The 23,160-nt window shown below is 49.6% G+C and carries 11 protein-coding genes; all 11 read left to right on the top strand.

The annotated features are described in order from the left end of the window. Positions 1 to 6 precede the first annotated feature (6 nt). The 11 genes from C8E01_RS00575 to C8E01_RS00525 all read left to right on the top strand — a co-directional run bounded on the left by C8E01_RS00575 (position 7) and on the right by C8E01_RS00525 (position 23,072). On the top strand, positions 7 to 1,944 hold the full coding sequence (locus C8E01_RS00575; RefSeq protein ID WP_116541435.1) for a peptide-N-glycosidase F-related protein: 1,938 nt from the start codon (positions 7 to 9) through the stop codon (positions 1,942 to 1,944). Between the two features lie 257 nt (positions 1,945 to 2,201). Beyond that, on the top strand, positions 2,202 to 3,419 hold the full coding sequence (locus C8E01_RS00570) for an ROK family protein (protein ID WP_116541434.1): 1,218 nt from the start codon (positions 2,202 to 2,204) through the stop codon (positions 3,417 to 3,419). Positions 3,420 to 3,480: 61 nt separating this feature from the next. Further along, the gene (locus tag C8E01_RS00565; protein WP_116541433.1) at positions 3,481 to 6,609 is read left to right on the top strand and encodes a SusC/RagA family TonB-linked outer membrane protein; all 3,129 of its coding nucleotides are present in this window, start codon (positions 3,481 to 3,483) and stop codon (positions 6,607 to 6,609) included. A 20-nt stretch (positions 6,610 to 6,629) separates the two neighbouring features. Then, a complete protein-coding gene (locus C8E01_RS00560) occupies positions 6,630 to 8,531 on the top strand; it encodes a SusD/RagB family nutrient-binding outer membrane lipoprotein (RefSeq protein ID WP_116541432.1) in 1,902 nt (633 codons plus the stop codon). Between the two features lie 526 nt (positions 8,532 to 9,057). Continuing rightward, complete coding sequence (locus C8E01_RS00555) at positions 9,058 to 12,309, top strand: SusC/RagA family TonB-linked outer membrane protein (protein ID WP_116541431.1); 3,252 nt, start codon at positions 9,058 to 9,060, stop codon at positions 12,307 to 12,309. A gap of 10 nt (positions 12,310 to 12,319) precedes the next feature. Continuing rightward, positions 12,320 to 14,311: a RagB/SusD family nutrient uptake outer membrane protein gene (locus C8E01_RS00550; protein ID WP_116541430.1), complete on the top strand. Its 1,992-nt coding sequence runs from the start codon at positions 12,320 to 12,322 to the stop codon at positions 14,309 to 14,311. A gap of 210 nt (positions 14,312 to 14,521) precedes the next feature. Next, positions 14,522 to 15,334 (top strand): glycoside hydrolase family 16 protein, encoded by an 813-nt coding sequence (locus C8E01_RS00545; RefSeq protein ID WP_116541429.1) that lies wholly within the window; start codon positions 14,522 to 14,524, stop codon positions 15,332 to 15,334. 52 nt (positions 15,335 to 15,386) lie between these two features. After that, complete coding sequence (locus C8E01_RS00540; protein ID WP_116541428.1) at positions 15,387 to 16,928, top strand: sulfatase family protein; 1,542 nt, start codon at positions 15,387 to 15,389, stop codon at positions 16,926 to 16,928. An 84-nt stretch (positions 16,929 to 17,012) separates the two neighbouring features. Next, complete coding sequence (locus tag C8E01_RS00535; RefSeq protein WP_116541427.1) at positions 17,013 to 19,553, top strand: beta-N-acetylhexosaminidase family protein; 2,541 nt, start codon at positions 17,013 to 17,015, stop codon at positions 19,551 to 19,553. Between the two features lie 63 nt (positions 19,554 to 19,616). Further along, entirely contained in the window at positions 19,617 to 21,251 is a 1,635-nt protein-coding gene (locus C8E01_RS00530; protein ID WP_116541426.1) for a beta-N-acetylhexosaminidase, read from the top strand. Positions 21,252 to 21,374: 123 nt separating this feature from the next. Next, positions 21,375 to 23,072 (top strand): beta-N-acetylhexosaminidase, encoded by a 1,698-nt coding sequence (locus tag C8E01_RS00525; protein ID WP_207774846.1) that lies wholly within the window; start codon positions 21,375 to 21,377, stop codon positions 23,070 to 23,072. Positions 23,073 to 23,160 lie beyond the last annotated feature (88 nt).

Raw genomic sequence — 23,160 nt, 5'->3', positions numbered from 1 at the left:
CCAATTATGAAGCATAAGATTATAAGTAAAGGATGGCGCTATAGCCTCATCGCTATCCTTGCCCTCATCACCCTTAAAACCCACGCCTCCGACACACTGCGCGTTGTGACCCACAATCGTGTGACGGTGGTAACAGACCCGAGCCAGGGTATAAACCTGTACAAGGCCTGGGGAGTGTTCCCTTCCGTGAAAGAGGATATCCGGAGTATAAAGCTGAAGGTGCGTATGGGGTGCCCCGATGATATGCGCTGCGCTGATTGGGACTACAAAGACCATATCACCATCCGGCGTACCGGCGGAATGAAAGGCGCCTCCCAGGATTTCGAAGTCGGGCGTATGCTGACGCCCTATGGTGGCGCTTTCGGGAAGGACTGGACTTTTGACTGGGAGGTAGACGTGACGGACTTCAGCTTGCTGCTGCGCGACAGTGTGGAGATAGAGTATAACCACACCGGCTGGGAGCCTAACGAGGATCGCGGCTGGACCGTGACCCTGGAATTTGAGATCGTGAAAGGAAAGCCGGCCTGGGAGCCTGTCTCCATTCACAAGATTTATGACGGGGCTTACCGCTACGGTGACAGTACCAACAGTATTGAGCAGGCGCTGAAACCGGTTTCTTTCAAGGCAGGCAAACAGGCAGCTTTTGCGCGGCTGCGCGTGGTACAGACCGGCCATGGTATGGACAAGCCGGACAACTGCGCCGAGTTCTGCAGCAAGTACCGGGAGATCTGGTATGACGGAAAACTGATCGATAAAAAGGATATCTGGAAGAAGTGCGGAGACAACCCGCTATACCCACAGGCAGGTACCTGGGTGTATGACCGGGCCAACTGGTGCCCGGGAGACCTGATGCAGCCCGACCTCTACGACCTGAAAGTGCAGCCCGGCAGGCAGCATACAGTAGACATTAACATGGAGCATTATGTTTCCTCCAACCCAAGCGCTGATGCCTATATTACCGCCTACCTGGTCCAATACAAAAAGCCCGCCGCAAAACACGATGTAGCTGTAGTAGAAATTGTCGCTCCTTCTGCAAAAGACGCCCACCGACGCCTGAACCCTGCCGGTATGCAGCCGCAGATCCTCGTCAGGAATATGGGGGCCAAACCACTCTCGCACCTGACTATCCGCTATGGTACCAAAGGTTTTCTTGAAAAGGAGTATAGCTGGAAAGGAATGCTGCAGCCTGCAGTAACTACTTCCATTGCCCTGCCGAGTACCATAGAGAGCCAGGCCGGAATAAACCAGTTTGAAGTGGAACTGCTGAAACCAAATGGAAAGAAGGACGAGTATAGGGCAGATAATAAAATGAGTAGCTCGTTTGAAGCTGTTCCCCGGCAGGACAGTATACTGGTTGTATACCTAATGACCAATAGCCAGCCGGAGCAAAACAGCTATTTGTTGAAAAACAGCGAAGGAAAGGTGATAAAGGAGCGAACATCCGGGTCGCTGAAAGCAAACACCCTGTACCGGGACACCATACAATTGGCAAAAGGCAATTACGAGTTTGTGCTCTCCGACAGCGGCGGCAACGGGCTGGAGTTCTGGGCCAATCCACGTGGTGGCAGGGGAAAGGTGCGGCTGCTCAATAAGGATGGTGCCATGCTCCAGGATTTTGAGTCTGACTTTGGCTCTTCGGTGCGCTACGCCTTCGAGGTTGGCGGGCAGGCGGCGCCAGTATCGGACCTCACGTCTTTGGGCCTATACCCCACCCGTACCAATGACAAGACTACTTTTGACTACTATTCCAATTTTCCGCAAGATGTCGTGGTTCAGATCGTAACTGATCCGGGTGACACCGTGGTGGAAGAGCAAACTTATAAACAATTGAAGGAAGGCGTATTTACCTACGACCTAAGCCATCATCCGAAAGGACGTTTCTACTTTAAAGTGTTGATTGATGGAGAAGAAAAGTTTAAAAAGCGGATCAGGTTGAAAGAATAAAAGCCTAGTAGAAAAAAACACCCGTTGATTGCCTGAACAAGGCAGTTAACGGGTGTTTTTTTTAATACCGAGGCAGTTTAACCCTTTTTGTTGTGTGCCGAAAATTACAGACAACCGTAGTAATTAGGATCAAGATATTCTAAAAGTTTGAAATACTTTTTAAAATAATTAATAAAGTATTTTTAATTATTAAAAAGATTAATCAACTTGTTAATAATTACGTAACATTAGTTGAGTATAATCCAAATTAATACTTGATGTTTGATAAACAGACAAGGTACAAGAGAAGTATTGTAAAGCATCTATACTTTGCTCGGGAACTATCTTGTGCTGATTTGAGTGCTCTTACCCAAAAGAGCGTACCTCTTACCTCAAGGGTGCTGAATGAACTGATTGCAGAAGGAGTTGTCATCGAAAAGGGGTATGCCCTGTCGACTGGTGGAAGAAGGCCGCAGGTGTTTTCCCTAAAACCTGACCTAATGTATGTAGTGTCAGTAGCAATGGACCAGCTAATCACCCGGATCACCCTACTGGATATGCACAACAATTATGTAGGCGAGATCGAAAGGGTTGAGCTGCCTCTGGGTAATAATCCTGAAGCGCTCCAGCAGTTGACTCATCACATAGCTGATTTTATAAGCAGAACGGCTATCCCTATAGAAAATATTGTGGGAATAGGTATAGGAATGCCCGGTTTCGTGGATGTGATTAAAGGCGTTAACCATTCCTTCCTGAAAACAGATCAGGGAAGTATTGTGAGCTATGTCGAGTCGGCCCTGGGTATTCCGGTGTTGATAGATAACGACTCAAGCCTGGTTGCCCTGGCTGAACAGAAATTGGGTGCAGCGAGCGATAAGCAGAACGTGATGGTGTTGAGCATTGGCTGGGGGATAGGCCTTGGTATGATTCTGAACGGCACCCTGTTCCGGGGGCATAATGGGTTTGCAGGGGAGTTTAGTCACATCCCGCTCTTTACGAATAATAAATTGTGCAGCTGCGGTAAGAGCGGCTGTCTGGAAACCGAAACATCGTTACTGGTTGTGGTGGAGAAAGCTATCAGGGGAATGCAGGAGGGGAAGCTGTCCATGCTGCAAGGCCTGTCGCTGGATAATGTAGAGGAAGCGTCGAACGCCATCATGGAGGCGGCCCTGAAGGGCGACAGGTTTGCTGTAGAATTATTCCATGAGACTGCCTATAACATTGGTCGCGGGGTAGCAATTCTGATTCATTTACTTAATCCTGAGCTGATTGTACTAAGCGGCAGAGGTTCCCTGGCAGGGCGGCTTTGGCTGGCGCCCATTCAGCAGGCCCTCAATGAACATTGTATTCCTAAGATTGCGGAAAATACAGAGATTGAAATCTCCTCTTTTGGTTATCTGGCGGAAATAATCGGTGCGGCAGCGCTGGTGATGGAGCACTATGATACGATTAAGCCAATAAGCGGAAAGGCAAAAAGCAGTCTTATCGTCTCGTAGCCGATTGGCCTCGGCAAGCAAAAATTGTGTATTCTAAAATTGTACTATAAATTAAATTTCTATGAAAAACTTGTTTACGAAGCAGTTCGTGCTTTGTATGCTGCTTAGCTTACTCACAGGCTTGGCATACGCACAGCAAAAGCGAACCATTTCCGGGACTGTAAAGGATGAGAAGGGTGCTCCCATACCCTTTGCGTCAGTTCAGGTAAAAGGAACAACTACCGGCAGTACAACCGATATGGAGGGAGCCTTCACCATAGCCGTGGATGGTACAGGAACTGTGCTGCGGGTTAACTCCCTTGGTTTTAATCCCAAAGAAGTAACTGTTGGAGAAGGCAATTCCATACAGGTAGTGCTGGAGAGCAGTAGCAAAGCGCTTGGTGAGGTGGTCGTGACAGCCCTGGGCATTGAGCGTGAGAAAAAGTCACTTGGCTATGCCGTGCAGGAAGTGAAAGGCGAAAGCCTGGTGGAGGCGCGTGAGGCCAACCTGGCCAATGCACTTACCGGTAAGGTGGCAGGCCTGCAGATCACACGCTCCAGCAACGGTCCGGCGGGCTCTTCCAAAATTGTGCTTCGCGGTAATAACTCGCTGGTCGGCGACAACCAACCGCTGATTGTGGTGGATGGTATCCCGATCGACAACTTTACCGGCAGAAACAACAACGACTACTGGAACCCCGGTCTGGACATGGGTAATGGCTTGGCAGACATAAATGCCGAGGATATCGAAAGCATATCAGTACTGAAAGGACCTTCTGCTGCGGCACTTTATGGGTCGAGAGCAGGCAATGGCGTTATCCTGATCACTACAAAATCCGGGAGGCCACAGGAGGGCTTGGGAATCACGATCTCCTCTACCCTTGGCTATGACGAGATATTCACCTATCCGGAACTGCAAAACAGTTTCGGGCAAGGTTCTGAAGGGAGTTTTGATCCACAGTCTGGTTTGAGCTGGGGCCCAAGAGCTGAGGGGCAGTCAGTGGTGAACTGGAACGGCGAGAACGTGCCGCTTCGTACCAATGACAACATAGAGAACTTCTTCCGCAAAGGTCTGCACTCGAGTCAGAACATCTCGTTCCAGCAGCAGTTCAACTCAACCTCGGTTTATACCTCGTTCAACCGGTTTGATAATGAAGGTGTAGCGCCAGGGGTGAAGCTGAGCAGAACGAACCTGATGGCCAGAGCCATTACAACTTTCGGCAAATCTGATCGCTGGACTACAGACACCAAAGTGCAATACACCCAGTCAGATGCCCGAAACAGACCGATTGGCGGTAACAACCCCAACAACTCTTTTGGTACGCTGTTTATGCTACCCCGCTCCATAGACGTCCGTGATTTTAATCCGCCGGTAGATGTTGAGGGTAAAATGACCTGGTATGGGACCGGTAGCCAGATGAACCCCTACTGGAACAGCAGGTATAACCTCAACCAGGATGTTCGGGACAGGTTCATTATGAACGGCTCAGTGAAATATGACTTTACAAACTGGCTGAGTGCTGAGGTGAAGGGTGGTGCAGACCTGCACAGTACCAACTCCGAGAGTAAACTTTACGGCGGTAGCCCGCAGACACCTTCCGGCAGATACGGCCTGGGCAAACAAAACTTTTCAGAGACTAACTTCAGTTCGCTTATCACGGCGAGACAAGACAACGTGATTGGAAGACTGGGAGGTATGGTGACACTGGGCGGTAATCTGATGGCGCAGAAGTTCAGCTCTCTCAGCGGCAATGCCGGCGAACTGGAAGTTCCCAACCTTTTCTCTATCAACAACAGTATCTCGAACCCAACTATAGGGCAGGACTTACGGGAGCATAAGATCAATTCGGTGTATGGCTCCGTGCAGTTTAACTGGGATGGGTACCTGTTTCTGGATGCTACCTTCCGCAACGACTGGTCTTCTACCCTCAGTAAGGCGAACCGTTCATTCTTCTATCCGTCCGTGAGCGCCTCTTATGTGTTCACCGATATGCTGGAGACTACCGGAGCAACAGTTCCTACCTGGCTGAGCCTCGGTAAATTGAGAGCCTCTTATGCAGAAGTAGGCAATAGCCTTGGTCCATACGAGCTGTATAATACCTACTGGATCGGTAAAGACCCGAACAACCACACAACTGCTGGCAGAAATAGTGTGCTTTACAATGAGAACCTGCGCAGCGAACTTATCAAAGCATATGAGGCGGGCTTAGAGGTACGCTTTTTTGATAACCGGATTGGTTTCGATGTGGCCTGGTACAAATCAAATGCCACACGCCAGCTCATTAACCTGCCAATGGACCCGCTGAGCGGTTATAGCTCCAGAAAGATTAACGCAGGTGATATCCAGAACAAAGGAGTGGAGTTAATGGTAGATGCTGATATTTTCAGAAACCCTTCCGGTTTTAACTGGAACATCAGCGGCAACTTTGCCAGAAACAGAAACACTATTGAGGACTTGTATGAAGACATTGAGCTCTATCAGTTGGGCGGTTTTGATAATGTGCGCGTGTATGCAGAGGTAGGCGGTAAGTACGGTGAGATCTACGGCAGCACCTTTAGAAGAGTGGACGAACCTGAGAGTCCGTACCATGGGCAGCTGTTGCTGACCAACGATGGTCTGCCGGCTGTAGGAGAGCAGGGCGTGAAACTGGGCAACCAGCAGGCGGACGCTTTGGTAGGTGTGACCAATACACTAAGATACAAGAATCTGGGCCTTTCCTTCCAAGTGGACGCCCGCATTGGGGGTGAGATATTCTCCGCCACGCTTGCCGATATGCAGCAGAACGGTACAGGTGCCAGCACTGTCAGAAATGGCGGCCGTGAAAGTTTCGTAGTAGAAGGGGTGATAGAAAACCCCACTACCGGTGCGTATGAGGTGAACACCACACAGGTAACGCCTCAGAACTATTGGAACGCGGTGGCAGGTGTGGGTAACCTGGGTATCACGGAGGCGAACTTGTACGATGCCACCAATGTGCGCCTGCGCAACGTGCAGCTCAACTACGCATTGCCAGGTGGATTGCTATCCAAAACACCACTCCAGAGAGCCCGGGTTGGAGTGACCGCCACCAACGTATGGCTGATTTCCAGCCACATGAAAGGGCTGGATCCTGAGTCTGTTTTTGCGACAGGCACCAACGCAACCGGCTTCGAGAACGCCAGTATGCCGACGACCCGTTCTATTCTGTTCAATCTTACGCTGGGCTTCTAACCATCAACTGCATTACGATTATGAAAAATATACTGAGAAAATCATGGGGGTTGCTGGCAGCAGGGCTGTTGCTAACCTCATGCAACGATTTTGAAGAATTAAATGTGAACCCCGTAGCGGCCAGTGGAGATCAGGTGCAGGTGGAGTATTTCATCAACAACTCCATCATCAGCGCACAAATGAACCCGGATGTAGCGGAGCGATCTTTCATCCTATACTGGAAAGTGGCCGCTCACTATCAGGAGGGTTCGAGCCTGTCTGCCGGTGGATACAACGATGGCTGGACCACCGCTTATTACAATCAGGTAGCCAGTTGGCTCAATGCCGCTAACACAGCTATTGATGTGGCTAACGGACACATTAGTTCAGATAAAAAGCAGCCCTATACGGAGAACCTGCTGCAGGTGGCCCGTATCTGGAGAGCCTACCTCATGAGTGAGATGTCTGATAACTTTGGCCCTATTCCGATCAATGCCTTTCAGGGGGAGAATCCTGATTTTTCGAGTGAAAAAGACGTTTACTATTTTATTTTGGCGGAGTTGAAGGATGCAAGCGCCAAGCTAGACCCATCGGTGACAAACCCGGATAGGCTAAAAGTGCTGGACCCTGCTTACGCTTATGATTACGCGAAGTGGAGGAAGTACGCTAATTCCCTGCGCCTGCGCCTGGCCATGAGGCTTTCTGAAGCTGACCCCGCTAAGGCCAAAGCCGAATTTGAGGAGGCGGCAGCCTCCAGTGACCTTCTCCTGAACATGAGCGATATTTTCAAAGTGCAGGAAAAGCCGGGCTGGGATGCGCTTACGGGTGTGATGAGCCGTGAGTGGAACATGCAGTATTTGTCTCAAACGCTGTTCAATACCTACTTTAACCTGGGTGGCGTAGAGTCCGTGAACCAGTTGGGAAGCTCCTACCATGCTGCTATCAAGCCTAAAAACTGGATGGGGCAGAAGTTTGAGAATCATTTCGCTACCCTGACCAATAACCCGTCAGCCGGATACTGGTTCAATGGTCTGCCGCATGCGATTGACCCTCGTGCATACAAGGCGTTTACTATACCGGGTGATTTCACTAATCCTAATTTCAGCAACTATCCATCCTGGACAACCGATGCCAGAAACACAAAGCGTCAGTTAGTGGATGACAATGGCGGCGTGGTGAAAGAGATTGACGCGACAAATACCTGGAACTCAGCTGGCAATGGCTCGTGGGGTGCCAAAGGAGCAAAAAACAGGGTTTATTCTTACCCTGGTACCATACCGCGTATGTCGCAGCAGTTTAGAGCAAGTCAGAGCGAGCGTATTTTCTTTGGCCCCTGGGAGACCTACTTCCTGATAGCAGAAGCGGCTCTGCGTGGTTGGAACACACCCATGACAGCGAAGGAAGCTTATGAAGCAGGGATCGCCAGTAACTTTACTTACTGGAGCGTGCCGATGGGAGCCTACCTTAGCTCTAATGAGTATAACCGAAACGGCACCTCTGTCAGTTGGGACCATACTGCCGAGCCGCCATCCACCTATCCGATGCAATACGAGAATGGGTATACAGGTGCACAGGATGTGGCTATGATCAAGTATCCTGATAACCACCAGTACAAAAATGGAAGTGTAAAAAATGACCATCTGACCAAAATCATCACCCAGAAGTACATTGCACAGTTCCCTTGGCTGCCACTGGAGGCCTGGAGCGACCACAGAAGACTTGGTCTGCCGTTCTTCGAAAACCCTGCTGTGGAGAACCCGCTTCCAAATCTTCCTGCCCTGACTTCCTCCAACTATATGGAGAGCAAAAAGGAGTTCTTTCCGCAGCGACTGCGTTACCCTTCCAGTTTGCCGAATACAAACACGAATGGCTACAGGCAGGCTGTTGAGTTTTTAGGGGGTGCAGACGAAGTGACTACTCCACTCTGGTGGGCAAAGAAATAATAAAAATCTGCAGACCAGCTCTGTTGATTTAAGGCTTTAATTGAGGTTTGTTAAAATCGGCTTTCTATGGGATAAAGAATTATTCCGTGGGAGGCCGGTTTTTTTTTGCGCTTACCCACGTCATTTTACCAGGATGCTGACTTATATTCTTGAATTGGATTCTTTGGTATTGAGGTTGACGGTCTCAAACTTTATTAGTCAAAAAGTAAACTGCGCGTACACAAAAATAAATTTGTGTGTACGTGCACATTTTTAAATCATTTATATTGCTTTTGAAAATATATAATAGTATGTTTAGCTAGTCATATAGGCATATACCTGAAAGTTGCATTGCGTGTACGTCCTTATTTTTCAGATGCCTTTTTGGATTCTCTCCCAGATAGAATGTAATGTGAGCGATTAATGTAAAGCGCACATTAATATACTTTATCCTTCATCATATCTGCCATAGAAGGTGGTGTAATAAGGCTTCGTCAAACGGAATCAACTAATCTTAAACTATTATTATCTTAATGAAAGTGCCTATATGAAAAGATCTACAAAACTACCCATCCTGTTCTTGCTGGCTGCTTCTATGAGCGTGCCGGTATATGGTCAGGTTTTGGCTGACCTTCGGGTAAGTAATCCGGAGAGACAGGTAGAACGGACCACCCCCAAGTCCTACAGGCAAGCGTCTGTCGTTCAGGGGAAGGTAACATCTGATAAAGGAGAATCACTACCTGGAGTATCAGTAATTTTAAAAGGAACCTCAATAGGTGCCTCTACAGACCAGGACGGCAACTATAAACTTAATCTGCCTAATACTTCAGGTACACTTGTTTTTGCCTATATAGGTTATGTAAGGCAGGAAGTGCCGATAGAAGGGAAGGCCACGATCAATGTAGTGTTGCAGGAAGACGCAAAGGCGCTGGAAGAGGTGGTAGTGGTAGGCTACGGCACACAAAAGAAAGCAAATCTAACGGGAGCCGTCTCCACAGTAGATTCAAAAGCGCTTGACTCACGGCCTGTGCAGAATGTTGGCCAGGCACTACAAGGGCTTGTACCTGGCTTGAATCTGCAGACTGCCGGTTTAGGGGGCGAACTCAACCAGACCTTAAATTTTAATATTAGAGGTGCCGGGACGATCGGAGCAGGTTCTACATCCAGTCCACTGGTTTTAATCGATGGAATGGAAGGGAACCTCAATGCGATCAACCCACAGGATATTGAGACAATTACAGTTCTAAAAGACGCAGCTGCGGCCTCTATTTATGGATCACGTGCTCCTTTTGGCGTTATTCTAATAACTACTAAAAAAGGAAAAGCAGGTAAAACGAGTGTCGGATACACAAATAACTTCCGCTCTACGAGCCCGATTGGATTGCCTACCATGATGGACTCCCACACATTTGCCCTGTACTGGAATGAAGCGGCAGCCAATGACGGGGAAGGACCAAAGTTTTCTGATGAAGTGCTTGACCGGATTGTGAAGTTTCAGAGGGGTGAAATAGGCTATGGTACGGTGCCAAATGCAAATGGAGACAGGTATGAGTACTATGCCGGATCGCATGCAAACACAGACTGGTTTAAGGAGCAATACAAGAGTTCTGCCTTTTCACAGGATCATGCTGTCAGTGTGAACGGCGGTACAGAAAACACCCAGTTTTTTGCTTCTGCAGGCTACCTGGACCAGGAAGGCTTGTCCCGTTATGGAGGTGATGAGTTTCAGCGGTACACGCTTACCGGTAAGATCAGTACTACACTGAGTAAGTATGCTAAATTCAATTACACTTCGAGGTATATACGCGAAGACTATACCAAAGCGACTCACCTGACGGACTTATTTTACCACAATGTGGCCCGCCGCTGGCCTACAGTTCCTGCCAGAGACCCAAACGGTCACTTCACAGATCCGAGCGAGATCGCACAACTGGTTGATGGGGGGCGTGTGAACGACCAGACGGACTGGCTTTATCAGCAGGGCGAGTTGAGAATTACCCCTGCCAAAGGTTGGAATGTAGTAGCGAATGCTAACTATCGCATCATGAACAGCAATTACCATAGCGATGTTACACCCGCTTATAGTTATGATGTCAATCAGAATCCATATCCTGTATCAGTGGGGTGGAATTCAGCAGGATTTAGCTCTGTGTATGAGTATGCACGTAAGGATAACTTCCTGACGACCAATATTTATTCAGATTATCAATTTAATATCCGAGATAGCCATCAGTTCAAAATTCTGGGTGGATTTAACTCAGAGTTAATGAAGTACCGTACGATCGGTGCTTCCCGGACTGGTCTGATCACTCCTTCTCTACCTACGATCAGTACAGCAACCAATGATAGCAGAGCTACCGAAGGTCAGTACCAACACTGGGCAACGGCCGGTTTCTTCAGTCGCCTGAATTACGATTATAAGGGGCGCTATCTGTTGGAGTTGAATGCCCGCTACGACGGCACTTCCCGCTTCACGAGAGACAAGCGCTGGAATTTATTCCCGTCTGTTTCAGCAGGCTGGAACATAGCAGAAGAGAGTTTCTGGGTGTTTGATGATGTTATCCAAATGTTCAAAATAAGAGGGTCTTATGGTGAACTGGGCAATCAAAATACCTCGAACTGGTATCCTTTCTATCCGACTATGCCGGTTGGCGTTAACAATGGAGGCTGGCTGGTTAATGGGCAGAGACCCAATACCGCCAGTGCGCCTGGTTTAGTGAGTTCTTTGTTAACCTGGGAGCGGGTGACAAGCTGGAATGCTGGTATTGACCTGAGTTTGCTACGTAACCGACTGTTTATTAACGCAGATTATTTCGAGCGCAAGACATTTGATATGGTAGGGCCGGCTCCTGAACTTCCTGTTGTTTTGGGCACAGCCGTTCCGCAGATCAACAATGCAGACATGGAGTCCTACGGTTTTGAGATTGAGGCGAAGTGGCAGGACCGTATTGGCGAATTCGGGTATGGAATCCGTGCTGTATTATCTGATGACCAGCAGAGAGTAACCAACTATCCAAACCCTACAGGCAATATCTCACAGTGGTATGCTGGTAGAAAAGTAGGCGAGATCTGGGGCTACACGACAGTGGGCATAGCTAAAACCAAAGAAGAGATGGAGGCCCACCTGGCCGTTGCTAACCAGAACGGCATGGGTAATAACTGGGGTGCAGGTGATATCATGTATGCTGATTTGAACGGAGATGGGAAAATCAATGGTGGCGCCGGAATATTGGAAGATACTGGTGACCGATCTATTATTGGTAACAGTGCAGCCAGATACAGGTATAGCATGGACTTCACAGGCGAGTGGAAAGGATTCGATGTAAGGGTTTTCCTGCAGGGTGTAGGTAAGAGAGATTATATGCCAAACGGGCCTTATTTCTGGGGAGCTAGCGGTGGTATGTGGCAGTCTGCAGGCTTTACCGAGCACATGGATTTCTTTAGAGATGAAAATTCAGGAATGGTTGAAGCAGGTGTGGCTGGAGTGAACAAGGATTCTTACTTCCCTAAGCCATACTTCAACACTGGTAAAAACCAGCAGACACAAACCCGTTACTTGCAGAATGCAGCCTATATGAGGTTGAAAAACCTCCAGATCGGCTACACAATACCGCATAGATTTACTTCTATAGCAGGTGTTTCCCGTGCGCGGGTCTATGTTTCAGGGGAAAACCTGCTGACTTTCACTAAAATGATCAGCATTTTCGATCCAGAAACAGTGGCTTTGAGTGGCTGGAATGATGGCAAGACCTATCCACTGGCAAAAGTGTACTCGTTTGGCCTTAGTGTTAACTTTTAATTGATTTGTGATGAAAAGATCTCTATCCAATAAACTATATGCAGCACTCGCCTTCCTGGGATTTCTGGGAATAACCAGCTGCAACGAATTCCTGGACCGGGAGCCGCTGTCGAACGTAACCCCTTCCAATTATCTGTGGAGTGAGGAAGACTTGGCGGCCTATACCATCGGTCGTTACAACTTTCCTACACACGGTGGCTTTAACGTAGGCACACACGGCAACGACAATCATACTGACAACCAAATGTCAAGTGGTTTTGCTACCCGCTGGGTACCCGGCGAGTGGCGTGTCCCGCAGTCAGGTGGAAGCTGGGATTTTGGTCAAATCCGACAGACAAACTACTTCCTGGAGGTAGCTGTACCACGCTGGAAGCAAAATAAGATCACGGGCAATGCTGTCAATGTTTCCCACTACATTGGCGAAGGTTATTTCCTGAGGGCTTACGAGTATTTCAACAAAGTGCAGGCGCTCGGAGATTTCCCGATCATTAAGAAAACGCTACCCGATCAGATGGAGGCACTGGTTGCAGCATCAAAACGCAGACCGCGAAACGAAGTGGCGCGTTTTATCATCGCTGACCTGGACTCGGCCATTCAGTTGCTAAGAGTGTCACCTCCAGGAGGGAAAAACCGCATATCGCAGCATGCGGCATTGCTTCTTAAGTCCCGCGTTGCGCTGCACGAAGCCACCTGGCTATTATACCACAAAGGCACTGCCCATGTGCCGGGCGGCCCGAACTGGCCGGGTGCCGGCAAGGTGGAGAACTTCAACATCAGTATCGACTCAGAGATTGATTATTTCCTGACACAAGCCATGGATGCATCTGAAAAGGTGGCAGATGCCGTTCCGTTGGTTAACAACACGAAAGACAATGGGTATAACTCTTCTCAGAACCCATATGTAACAATGTTTGCGGATGCGGACATGACCAAGTACTCTGAAGTTCTGTTGTGGCGCAAGTATGACCCAAGTCAGGGTATAAACCATAACGTGAACCACTATATCAACCAGAATGGTGGCAACACTGGCTTTACAAGAGGTCTGGTAGATAATTTCCTGATGAAAAATGGTCTTCCTATTTATGCCGCTGGTTCAGAATACCAAGGAGATGATTACATCGCAACCGTGAAGGCAGAACGTGATAACCGTTTGCAGCTCTTTATGAAAGCTCCAGGTGAACTAAGGTATACGGACAGAACAAATTCCGACGGCAGCCCGATACTAGAGGGCAATCCGGATATTATAGGCCTGGCAGAGACACGTTATGTGACCGGCTATGCCATAAAGAAGGGGTTCTCTTACCTGTGGTCCAATTCCCAGGGGAGCATGGGCTCTACCGGCAGTATCGTCTTCAGAGCTGTAGAGGCTTATCTGAATTACATGGAGGCATCTTATCTGAAAGAGAAGGCCATCAACGGTAAGGCTGCCCAGTATTGGAGAGCTATCCGGGAACGTGCAGGTGTTAATCCGGATTTTGAATTAACCATCAATGCCACTAATATCCGTGAGGAGGCTAAAAATGATTTTGCAGCCTACTCTGCCGGTAATCTGCTGTCTGATATGACCTTGTATAACATTCGCCGCGAACGTCGCCTCGAACTGGTAGCAGAAGGGTTGAGATTCTTTGACCTCAAGCGTTGGAGAGCCCTTGACCAGCTCAAGACCAACCCTTATATCGTGGAGGGTTTCAAAGTTTGGGGCCCTATGGAGGAATGGTATAAGAACAGCGATGGTACTTCCAAATTAATTGAAGCTGGAACACCAGGAAAAACAGCCAATGTTTCGAAAAGATCAGACAGCGAGTACCTGCGTCCTTACCAGGTTAATCTCACAACAAGCAACCCGATCAGGGAAGGTTATAGCTGGGCTTATGCACATTATCTGGAGCCAATCGCAGTTCAGCACTTTATCATAACCGGTAATGCCGGCGATGCTGGAGCCTCCGCGATCTACCAGAACCCAGGCTGGCCACTTCAGGCTAATGCAGGTGCAATAGAGTAAAATAGATACAATACTCGCAATGCCAGTCATGATTATTGGGTGCTTCCATGCTGTGTTAAAAGAGTATGGGCGGAGCTACGAGGATAAATGACGGCAATTAAGTAAGGATTAGATTAGAGTAAATAGATTGAGTTTGATTTAGGTGAAGAAGGGATTGCCATTCCGCTAGGATTGTGCAGTCCCTTTTACCCCTTTTACACAGTTAAAAGAATGATAAAGCAAATCCTCCCTTTCCTGCTGATCATCTGCATGAGCTGCACTTCTCTACCCCGGAAAGAAAAGGCCGCTGACTGGGTGTTGCTGTGGGAGGAAGAATTTGACAAGGACGGAGCACCTGATTCCGCTAAATGGAGTTTTGCGGGTAGGAGATCTCCGGATTGGGCCTGCTATTGTGCTGACAACCCCGCCACCACCTTTGTAAAAGATGGTCAGCTATACCTGCGTGCTAAGTTAAATGAAGATCCCGCGGACACAGCCAGGTATCAAACCGCCTGTATCCACACCAAAAACAAGTTCGCTTTCAGGTATGGGAAAGTGGAAGTGAGGGCAAAACTTGCCAAAGGCAAAGGTTCCTGGCCCGCCATCTGGCTCATGCCACAGGATGCTACGTATGGCGGCTGGCCAGATTCCGGCGAGATCGATATCATGGAGCATCTCAACTACGATACCGTTTTCTACCAGACCCTGCACAGTCACTACATTGACAAACAGAATCAGAAAACAGATCCGGTATACTTTGCCACTGCGCCATTTCAGGAAGGTGAATACAACATCTTCGGCTTAGAATGGTACCCGGACCGGCTGGATTTTTTTGTAAACCATAAGAAGACCTTTTCTTACCCCAAAATAGAAAATGCTGATTTTCGCCAATGGCCTTTCGACCAGGAATACTATATCATCCTGAATCAGGCGCTTGGGGGAAACTGGGTAGGAACCATCAAGGACGAAGACCTGCCTGTTCAGATGCTGGTAGATTGGGTAAGGGTTTACCAGAAAAAGGACCAGCAGAAAGCAAATTTATAGAGCAAGGCCACTATCTCCTGATATAACGATCATTCACTTATACCTGAACACCATGAAGAAATTTGTATATCTGATACTGGCAGGGCTGGTTATAAGTCTTTCAGCTCTCGCACAGCAGAAAAAAAAGCAGCCCAATATTGTCATTATTGTGTCCGATGACCATGCGTTTCAAGCCATTAGTGCCTATGATGGCAACCTGATGCAAACACCTAACATCGACCGCATTGCCAACGAAGGGGCTATCTTTAATAAGGCCTATGTCACGAATTCCATTTGCGGACCAAGCCGGGCCGTGATCCTGACTGGTAAGTACAGTCACAAGAACGGGTTCAAGGATAATGAAAATTCACATTTCGATGGCAGCCAGAACAGCTTTATCAAGGAACTGCGTGAAGGCGGCTACCAGACCGCCTGGGTAGGCAAGTGGCATCTGGAAAGTAATCCACAGGGTTTCGACTACTGGCAGATACTCCCCGGGCAGGGACACTACTACAACCCGGATTTTATTATGATGGATGGCAGCCGGGAAAGAGTGGAAGGCTATGTGTCAGACGTGACCGAGGACGTGGCAGAGGAGTGGCTCGATAAGCGTGACAAAAGCAAACCATTCGCCCTCGTGATCGGCCACAAAGCCACACACCGTACCTGGATGCCGGATCTAGATGATATGGGCATGTTTGATGGTAAAACGTTCCCGCTGCCGGCCAACTTCTACGACAATTACACGAACCGCGAGGCGGCCAGGGTGCAGGACATGACCATCGACCAGACCATGATCATGGGCTATGACCTGAAAATGTACCCGGACTATGATAACATCAAAGAAGGAAACATTACCCGGATGAATGCCGATCAGAAAGCCAGATTCACAGCCTACTACAAGCCGATCTATGATGATCTGATGGCACGCAATCTGCAGGGCAAGGAACTCGTGGAGTGGAAGTACCAGCGCTACATGCGCGATTACCTGGCTACTGCCGCGGCACTGGATCGCAGCATTGGCCGCACCCTGGATTACCTGGACAAAAACGGGCTTGCCGACAATACCATCGTGATTTATGTGTCAGATCAGGGCTTTTACATGGGCGAGCACGGTTGGTTCGACAAGCGCTTCATGTATGAGGAGTCTTTCCGCACGCCTATGGTGATGCGCTATCCGGGTATGGTAAAGCCGGGTACCAAGTCAGAGCACTTTGTGATGAACCTGGACATTGCGCCGACTATGCTGGATGCCGCCGGTATACCTATCCCCAAAGACATGCAGGGAGAGTCCATACTTCCTTTGTTGCGGGATAAGAAAGCAAAGGGGCGCGAGGCCATGTACTACCATTACTATGAGAACGGCGAGCATTCGGTGTCGCCGCACTTTGGTATCAAGACTGAACGCTACAAACTGATCCGCTTTTACAAGCGGGTGGAGTCGTGGGAACTGTACGACCTGGAAAAAGATCCCAAAGAGATGCATAACCTCTACGGCAGGAAAGGATACGAGAAAGTAACAGCCAAACTCAGGAAACAGCTGGAAGGTCTGATCCAGAAGTACGAGGATGATGGGGCAAAGGAGTTGCTGGCCAAAGAGGGCGGTAGTTTGTAACGGACTTTCTGATTTACAATAGTTACAATGAAGAATCATCTCTTTCTTTAAAAGGGACGAAGTTTTTAAAAAAAGCCAAACCAAATGTTTACGTTTCTCAAGCGCAGTGTAGTAGCCCTTTTGTTTTTTATACCTCAAACAAGCTCGGCGCAGGTAGTGGTACCCCAACCCCAGGAAGCAACTATAAGTGAGCAGCGCTTTGTACCAGCACATGCTTATAAAGTGAGCGGGCTTGATGCCGGAGAACAGGCTACCTATGCCCTGTTTCAATCCGTTTTGCCGGTAGCAAGCAAAGGCAAAACACTACCTCTGAAAATAAAGAAACTAAAGAAGGGTGATGCGAAGTTGCAGCGCTCTGGTGCTTATAAACTTGACATATCACCCAAAGGGATAGGTATAGAAGCTTATGACAACCGCTCTGTTTTCTATGCCGCGCAGACGTTGTCGCAGTTAGTGCAGAAAGAGCGGAACGGGAACATTACCTTGCCAGAGGCTAGCATCACTGACTATCCGGATGTGGCCTACCGGGGCACGGTGGAAGGCTTTTACGGAGATCCCTGGAGCCACCAGGATCGGCTGGAGCAGCTGCGCTTTTATGGCAAGCTGAAACTCAATACTTATATCTATGGTCCGAAGGACGATCCCTACCACTCGTCTCCGCACTGGCGCGATCCTTACCCTGCCATGGAGGCACAGCAAATCCGGCAGCTGACACAAGAGGCAAAAAACAACAAGGTGGACTTCGTGTGGGCAATCCACCCTGGTAAGGACATACAATGGAGCCAAGCCGACAGCAGCGCCATCATCACGAAGTTTAACCAAATGTACGACCTGGGTGTGCGCGCCTTTGCAGTTTTCTTCGATGACATCACCGGGGTTGGAACGGACGCCAAAATGCAGGCTAACCTACTCAACTACATCCAGCGCCAGTTCATCAACCAGAAAAGAGACGTGGCACCGCTCATCATGTGTCCCACCGAGTACAACAAGGGCTGGGCGAACAAGGAACCGGGTACCTACCTCGACATCCTGGGTGAGCAGCTCGACCCGGCTATCCACGTGATGTGGACGGGCAACACCGTCGTGCACGACATCACCAAGGAAGGGTTGGAGTGGGTGAACAAACGCATACAGCGCCCGGCCTATGTGTGGTGGAATTTCCCGGTGAGCGACTACGTGCGCAACCACTTGCTCATGGGGCCATCCTACGGCATCGATACCAAAGCGGCACAAGATATGTCGGGCTTCGTGTCAAACCCGATGGATAAGGCCGAGGCTTCCAAGCCGGCCATCTTCAGTGTGGCTCTGTACAGTTGGAACATGCAGGCGTACGATCCGCAGCTGGCCTGGGAGGCAGCCAACAGGTATGTGATGCCAGAGGCACCGGAAGCCTTCCGCATCTTCAATGCCCATAACAGCGACCCTGGTCCGAACGGGCACCACTACCGCCGCGATGAATCAGTAGAGATCAAACCCTACATCCATACTTTCCTGGAAGCTTATAACAACGGAAAGTACAAATCAGAGGCAGCAGCCAGAATAAACGAGGAATTTGCAGGTATAGCCAAGGCTCCTGCCGAAATCAGGAGTAAGAGCCGGAACAAGCGCCTGGTAGAGCAAATTTCGCCGTGGTTGCTGCATTTCGAATTCCTGGGCAAAGCCGGGAGTCATGTTATGGCGATGGCAGAAAACCGTGTGAAGGCGAGCCATGCAGCCGCCTGGGCGGATTACCTGCAACTGGAGGCAACGTTGGATAGCATGGCCACTGTGAATGCCACGTTCAACCAGAACCCATACCAGCCGGGTGTGAGAACAGGCTCGCTGGTGCTGACGCCTTTTATAGAAGACATCTTTAAACAGACAGGCAACTACTTTCTGGGTCTGGCTGAAAGGCAGAGCCAGGCAGGTATAGCCGGAGGTACCGCCATCAGCACTGCGTACGGCAAATCCCAGAAACTAGGGAGTCAGCCCCTGCTGCAAAATAACAAAGACATCGCTTACTCTCCGATGCTGGAAGTAGCCTTTCTCGACAGCGGGGAGTACATCGGCTTCAAGCCCTCGGAAGCATTACAGGCTACGGCTTTACACTTTAATTTGAGCAACAACAACCTGCTTACCTGGGGCGCTTTTGAAACCTCCAAAGACGGACAAGTATGGACAAAAGCAGACCCAACCACCGAGCACGGCAAAGGAAGCATAGTATTCAATGACCCAGCTATAAAGTATGTGCGCCTCCGCAACTCATCTGACAAACGACAGAACTTTTACCTGAAAGAATTCCGATTGGAGGTAAAGCCGGTTGCCGGTAAAAACGAGTCGGTGTTTGCACATGACAAAAGCATAAGTACTTACCAAACACTCACCAGTCAGCAGCCAGTTACAGTCACGCTGCCACAGGAACTGAAGGGAACCGGGCTTGTGGTTTTGCTGAAAACCGAAGGAGCCTCTTACTCCATTACCGCGCCCGCTGCAAAAGGGAAAAGACAAACCCTTTACAGCGGCAGAGAAAGCTACATCCAGCTTGACAGCAGCAAGTTGAAAGGTGTTACCGAGCTAACATTCTCGACGGGAAGTAACCAGCCGGTAAGGATTTATGAACTGGTGAAGCAGCAGCCTGCCAGCTGAGGTATAGACTGGTAGAACTTGATTCATAATCAACGCAATGCTATACACATTAAACCATCTCTTATGAAAAAGTCCTTATACCTGTTCCTCCTGATTTGCCTGGTCGCTTTTGAGGCAGTCGCGCAGGAAATAAACATCTTGCCGAGACCCAATAAAATAGAGCTGGCGAAAGGGCAGTTTGCGCTCGGCGATGCCAAAGCCATCCAGTATGCCCCCGAAGCAGAGAAGGAAGCTGCCTTCCTGAAAAAAGCCCTGCAGGAGAGGTACAACCTCTCACTTCAGACTAATGCCGGCAAGGGAAAAAAGAACACGATCAGTCTGGAGCTGGATAAGAAGCTGGCAAAAGACCTGGGCAAAGAAGGGTATAGATTAACCTCAACGCCGACCCAGGTGACGATCAGGGCAGCTACGGCAGCAGGTATCCACTACGGTATCCAAAGCTTGCTGCAAGCCGTGCATACTTCGGGTGATAGCTATACCTTGCCAGCGGTCGCCATTGAGGATACGCCGCGTTTCGAGTGGCGCGGCTTGCATTTGGATGAGGCCCGGCACTTTAAGGGAAAAGAAGAGGTGAAGTTGCTCCTCGATGAGATGGCCCGCCTGAAGATGAATACCTTTCACTGGCACCTGGTGGATGATCAGGGCTGGCGCATCGAGATCAAGAAATACCCGAAGCTGACGGAAATTGGATCGGTTAGAAAAAGCACCGCCGTAGGGGAGAAGAAGTGGAACAGCAACAAACAGTCCGGAGAGCCACACAGTGGTTTTTATACCCAGGAGGAGATTAAAGAGCTTGTAGCTTATGCAGCCGAGCGCCACATCAATGTGGTACCGGAGATCGAGATGCCGGGGCATGCCAGCGCTGCCATCGCCGCTTACCCCTGGCTGGGCACTGATAATCAGAAAATTGAGGTTCCTGTAAAGTTCGGCCGCTTCTACGACATCTACGATGTGACCAGCCCGAAAGTGCAGGAGTTTCTGCACGACGTGTTGCAAGAGGTATTCACACTTTTCCCATCGCAGGTCATCCACATTGGTGGGGATGAAGTGGGCTATGAGGCCTGGGAGAAATCAAAGCAAGTGAATGCCTACATGAAGGAGCATGGTCTGAAGACCTATGCCGACCTGCAGGTGCATTTCACCAACAACATCTCCAGGTATATCGAGCAGAACGGACGCCGCATGATGGGCTGGAATGAGATCATGGGCATCAACATTCACCCGGATTTTGAAGAGAAAAAAGCAGACGCGAATGCCGAGACCGAGCTGGCCAAAAACGTGGTGGTGCATTTCTGGAAAGGCGATGTGAAGCTGATCACGCAGGCCGCCTCCAAGGGCTACCAGTTGGTAAACTCGCTGCACTCGATGACTTACCTAGACTATAATTACAGTTCTATCCCGCTGCAAAAAGCCTACAGCTTCGACCCGGTGCCGCAGGAGCTACCAAAAGAATACCACCAGAACATTATTGGTACCGGCTCCCAGATGTGGAGCGAGTGGATTCCGACCCGGGGCGAGATGCACTACCAGGTGTTCCCGCGCCTGGCCGCATACGCCGAAGTGGGCTGGACCCAGCCAGAGAACAAGAACTACGAGCAGTTCAGAAAAGGACTATTGCCGCTACTGAAGGTATGGGAGGACCGAGACATTCATTTCGCCCCGCTTTCAGACGCTGAAGAACAGAAGAAAAACCAGTAAGGGGATTCTGATAAGGCTTTTTTGGCAGAATAAAGCAGCCATCTGAAGTATAAACATGATTTACAGTGATGTTTATACTTCAAAAGGACCCTGCTGCCACTTATTAGTTTGACAGTGCATCGCATGAAAAACAGATACAACTTACTCATTTTATACTTGTTCCTGGGGATTATACTCCCGGCGCAGGCGCAACATGCACCCATTATTCCGCAGCCGGTTAGCCTGGAAATGAAAGGGGAAGGTTTTGTACTTGATGCGCATACCTCCATTCAGTTTAAACGCACTAACAAAGAGCTGGCTGCCCTGGCACAGTATCTGGCGAACCATGTAAAAAATGTAGCAGGCTATACCTTGCCGCTTAACAAAAAGAAAGCGAAAACCATTGAACTCTCCCTGGAGAGCATGGCAGACCTGGGTCCGGAAGGATACAGGCTGAGCGTTATGCCGGAGGCCATCCGTATCCGGGGCAACACCAGAGCCGGAGTGTTTTACGGTTTACAGTCGCTGATTCAGACGCTGCCTGCCATACGCACCAACCAAGTGCTTCTGGTGCCGGGGATGGAAATCAAGGATGAGCCACGTTTCGGCTGGCGTGCTATGTTGCTGGATGTAAGCCGTCATTTTTACACGGTAGAGGACGTGAAGGAATTCATCGACCTATTGGCTCTCTACAAGATGAATACCTTTCACTGGCACCTGACTGATAATGAAGGCTGGCGGTTGGAAATTAAAAAGTACCCGAAACTGACCTCCGTTGGGGCCTGGCGCCAGGAAATTCCCGGCAGTGTGTACTACAAACCCGACTCTACATACAAAGAGCCGCTTACCGGTAAGCCCTATACCTACGGCGGCTACTATACCCAGGAGCAGGCCAGAGAGGTAGTGGCCTATGCCCGGGCCCGCAATATCACGGTGGTGCCTGAGATTGATGTTCCCGGCCACTCCGGCGCGGCACTGACGGCATACCCGGAGTTCTCCTGCGAGCGCCACCAGCAGCAGGCGCCCAGCTCGTCCCTCTGGAACGGCGTGACAGATCCCACAAAAGTTAATCTGATCTACTGCGCCGGCAACGACAGCTCCTTCCTGTTTTTGCAGGATGTGCTACAGGAGGTCATGGCCATTTTCCCCTCCGAGTACATACATATCGGCGGCGACGAGGTTGACAAGTCGTACTGGAAGAAGTGCCCACGCTGCCAGGCAAGAATGGCGGCAGAAGGATTAAAGAATGAAGAGGAGCTGCAGAGCTACTTCATCAGGCGCATGGAAAAATACCTGCTGGCGCACAACAAAAAGCTCCTGGGCTGGGACGAGATCCTGGAAGGAGGGCTGGCGCCTACGGCTACCGTCATGAGTTGGCGTGGCGAGAAGGGCGGTATCGCTGCAGCAAAGATGGGGCACGATGTGGTGATGACGCCGGGTGATCCGCTTTACTTTAACCGGCACCAGACTGGCCCGGATGGCGAGCCCTATGCGGCCAGTTACTCGATCAATACACTGGAACGTGTGTACAAGTATAACCCTCACCCGGAGGCGCTGAATATGTTGGAACGCAAGCACGTGCTGGGCGCACAGGCCAATATCTGGACCGAGTTTATTTCATCTCCGTCGCACCTGCAATACATGCTCCTGCCCCGTATGCCTGCCCTGGCCGAAGCTCTCTGGACACCGCTGGAGGAAAAGGATTTCAACAGTTTTATAAGCCGCCTCAATAGCGGGCATTTCCAGGGCTGGGAGGCAAGAGGACTCCGTTTCCACCTGCAATACTACCAGAGCCGCTCGCATGAAGGGAACCGGGAGGTAGAGCTGAAACCAGTGAATTAGAACAGGCCTTGAGCCTATTTATACTTTAGCTGCTGCCTCAACGATAGGAGAAATGTACCCCGAAGTCAAAGAGAGATCGAGGTAACAG

Source organism: Pontibacter virosus, assembly GCF_003096355.1.
GTDB classification, from domain to species: Bacteria; Bacteroidota; Bacteroidia; order Cytophagales; family Hymenobacteraceae; genus Pontibacter; species Pontibacter virosus.
Note: the sequence above shows the minus strand (reverse complement) of the source record. Positions and strands in the feature narration are given on the sequence as shown.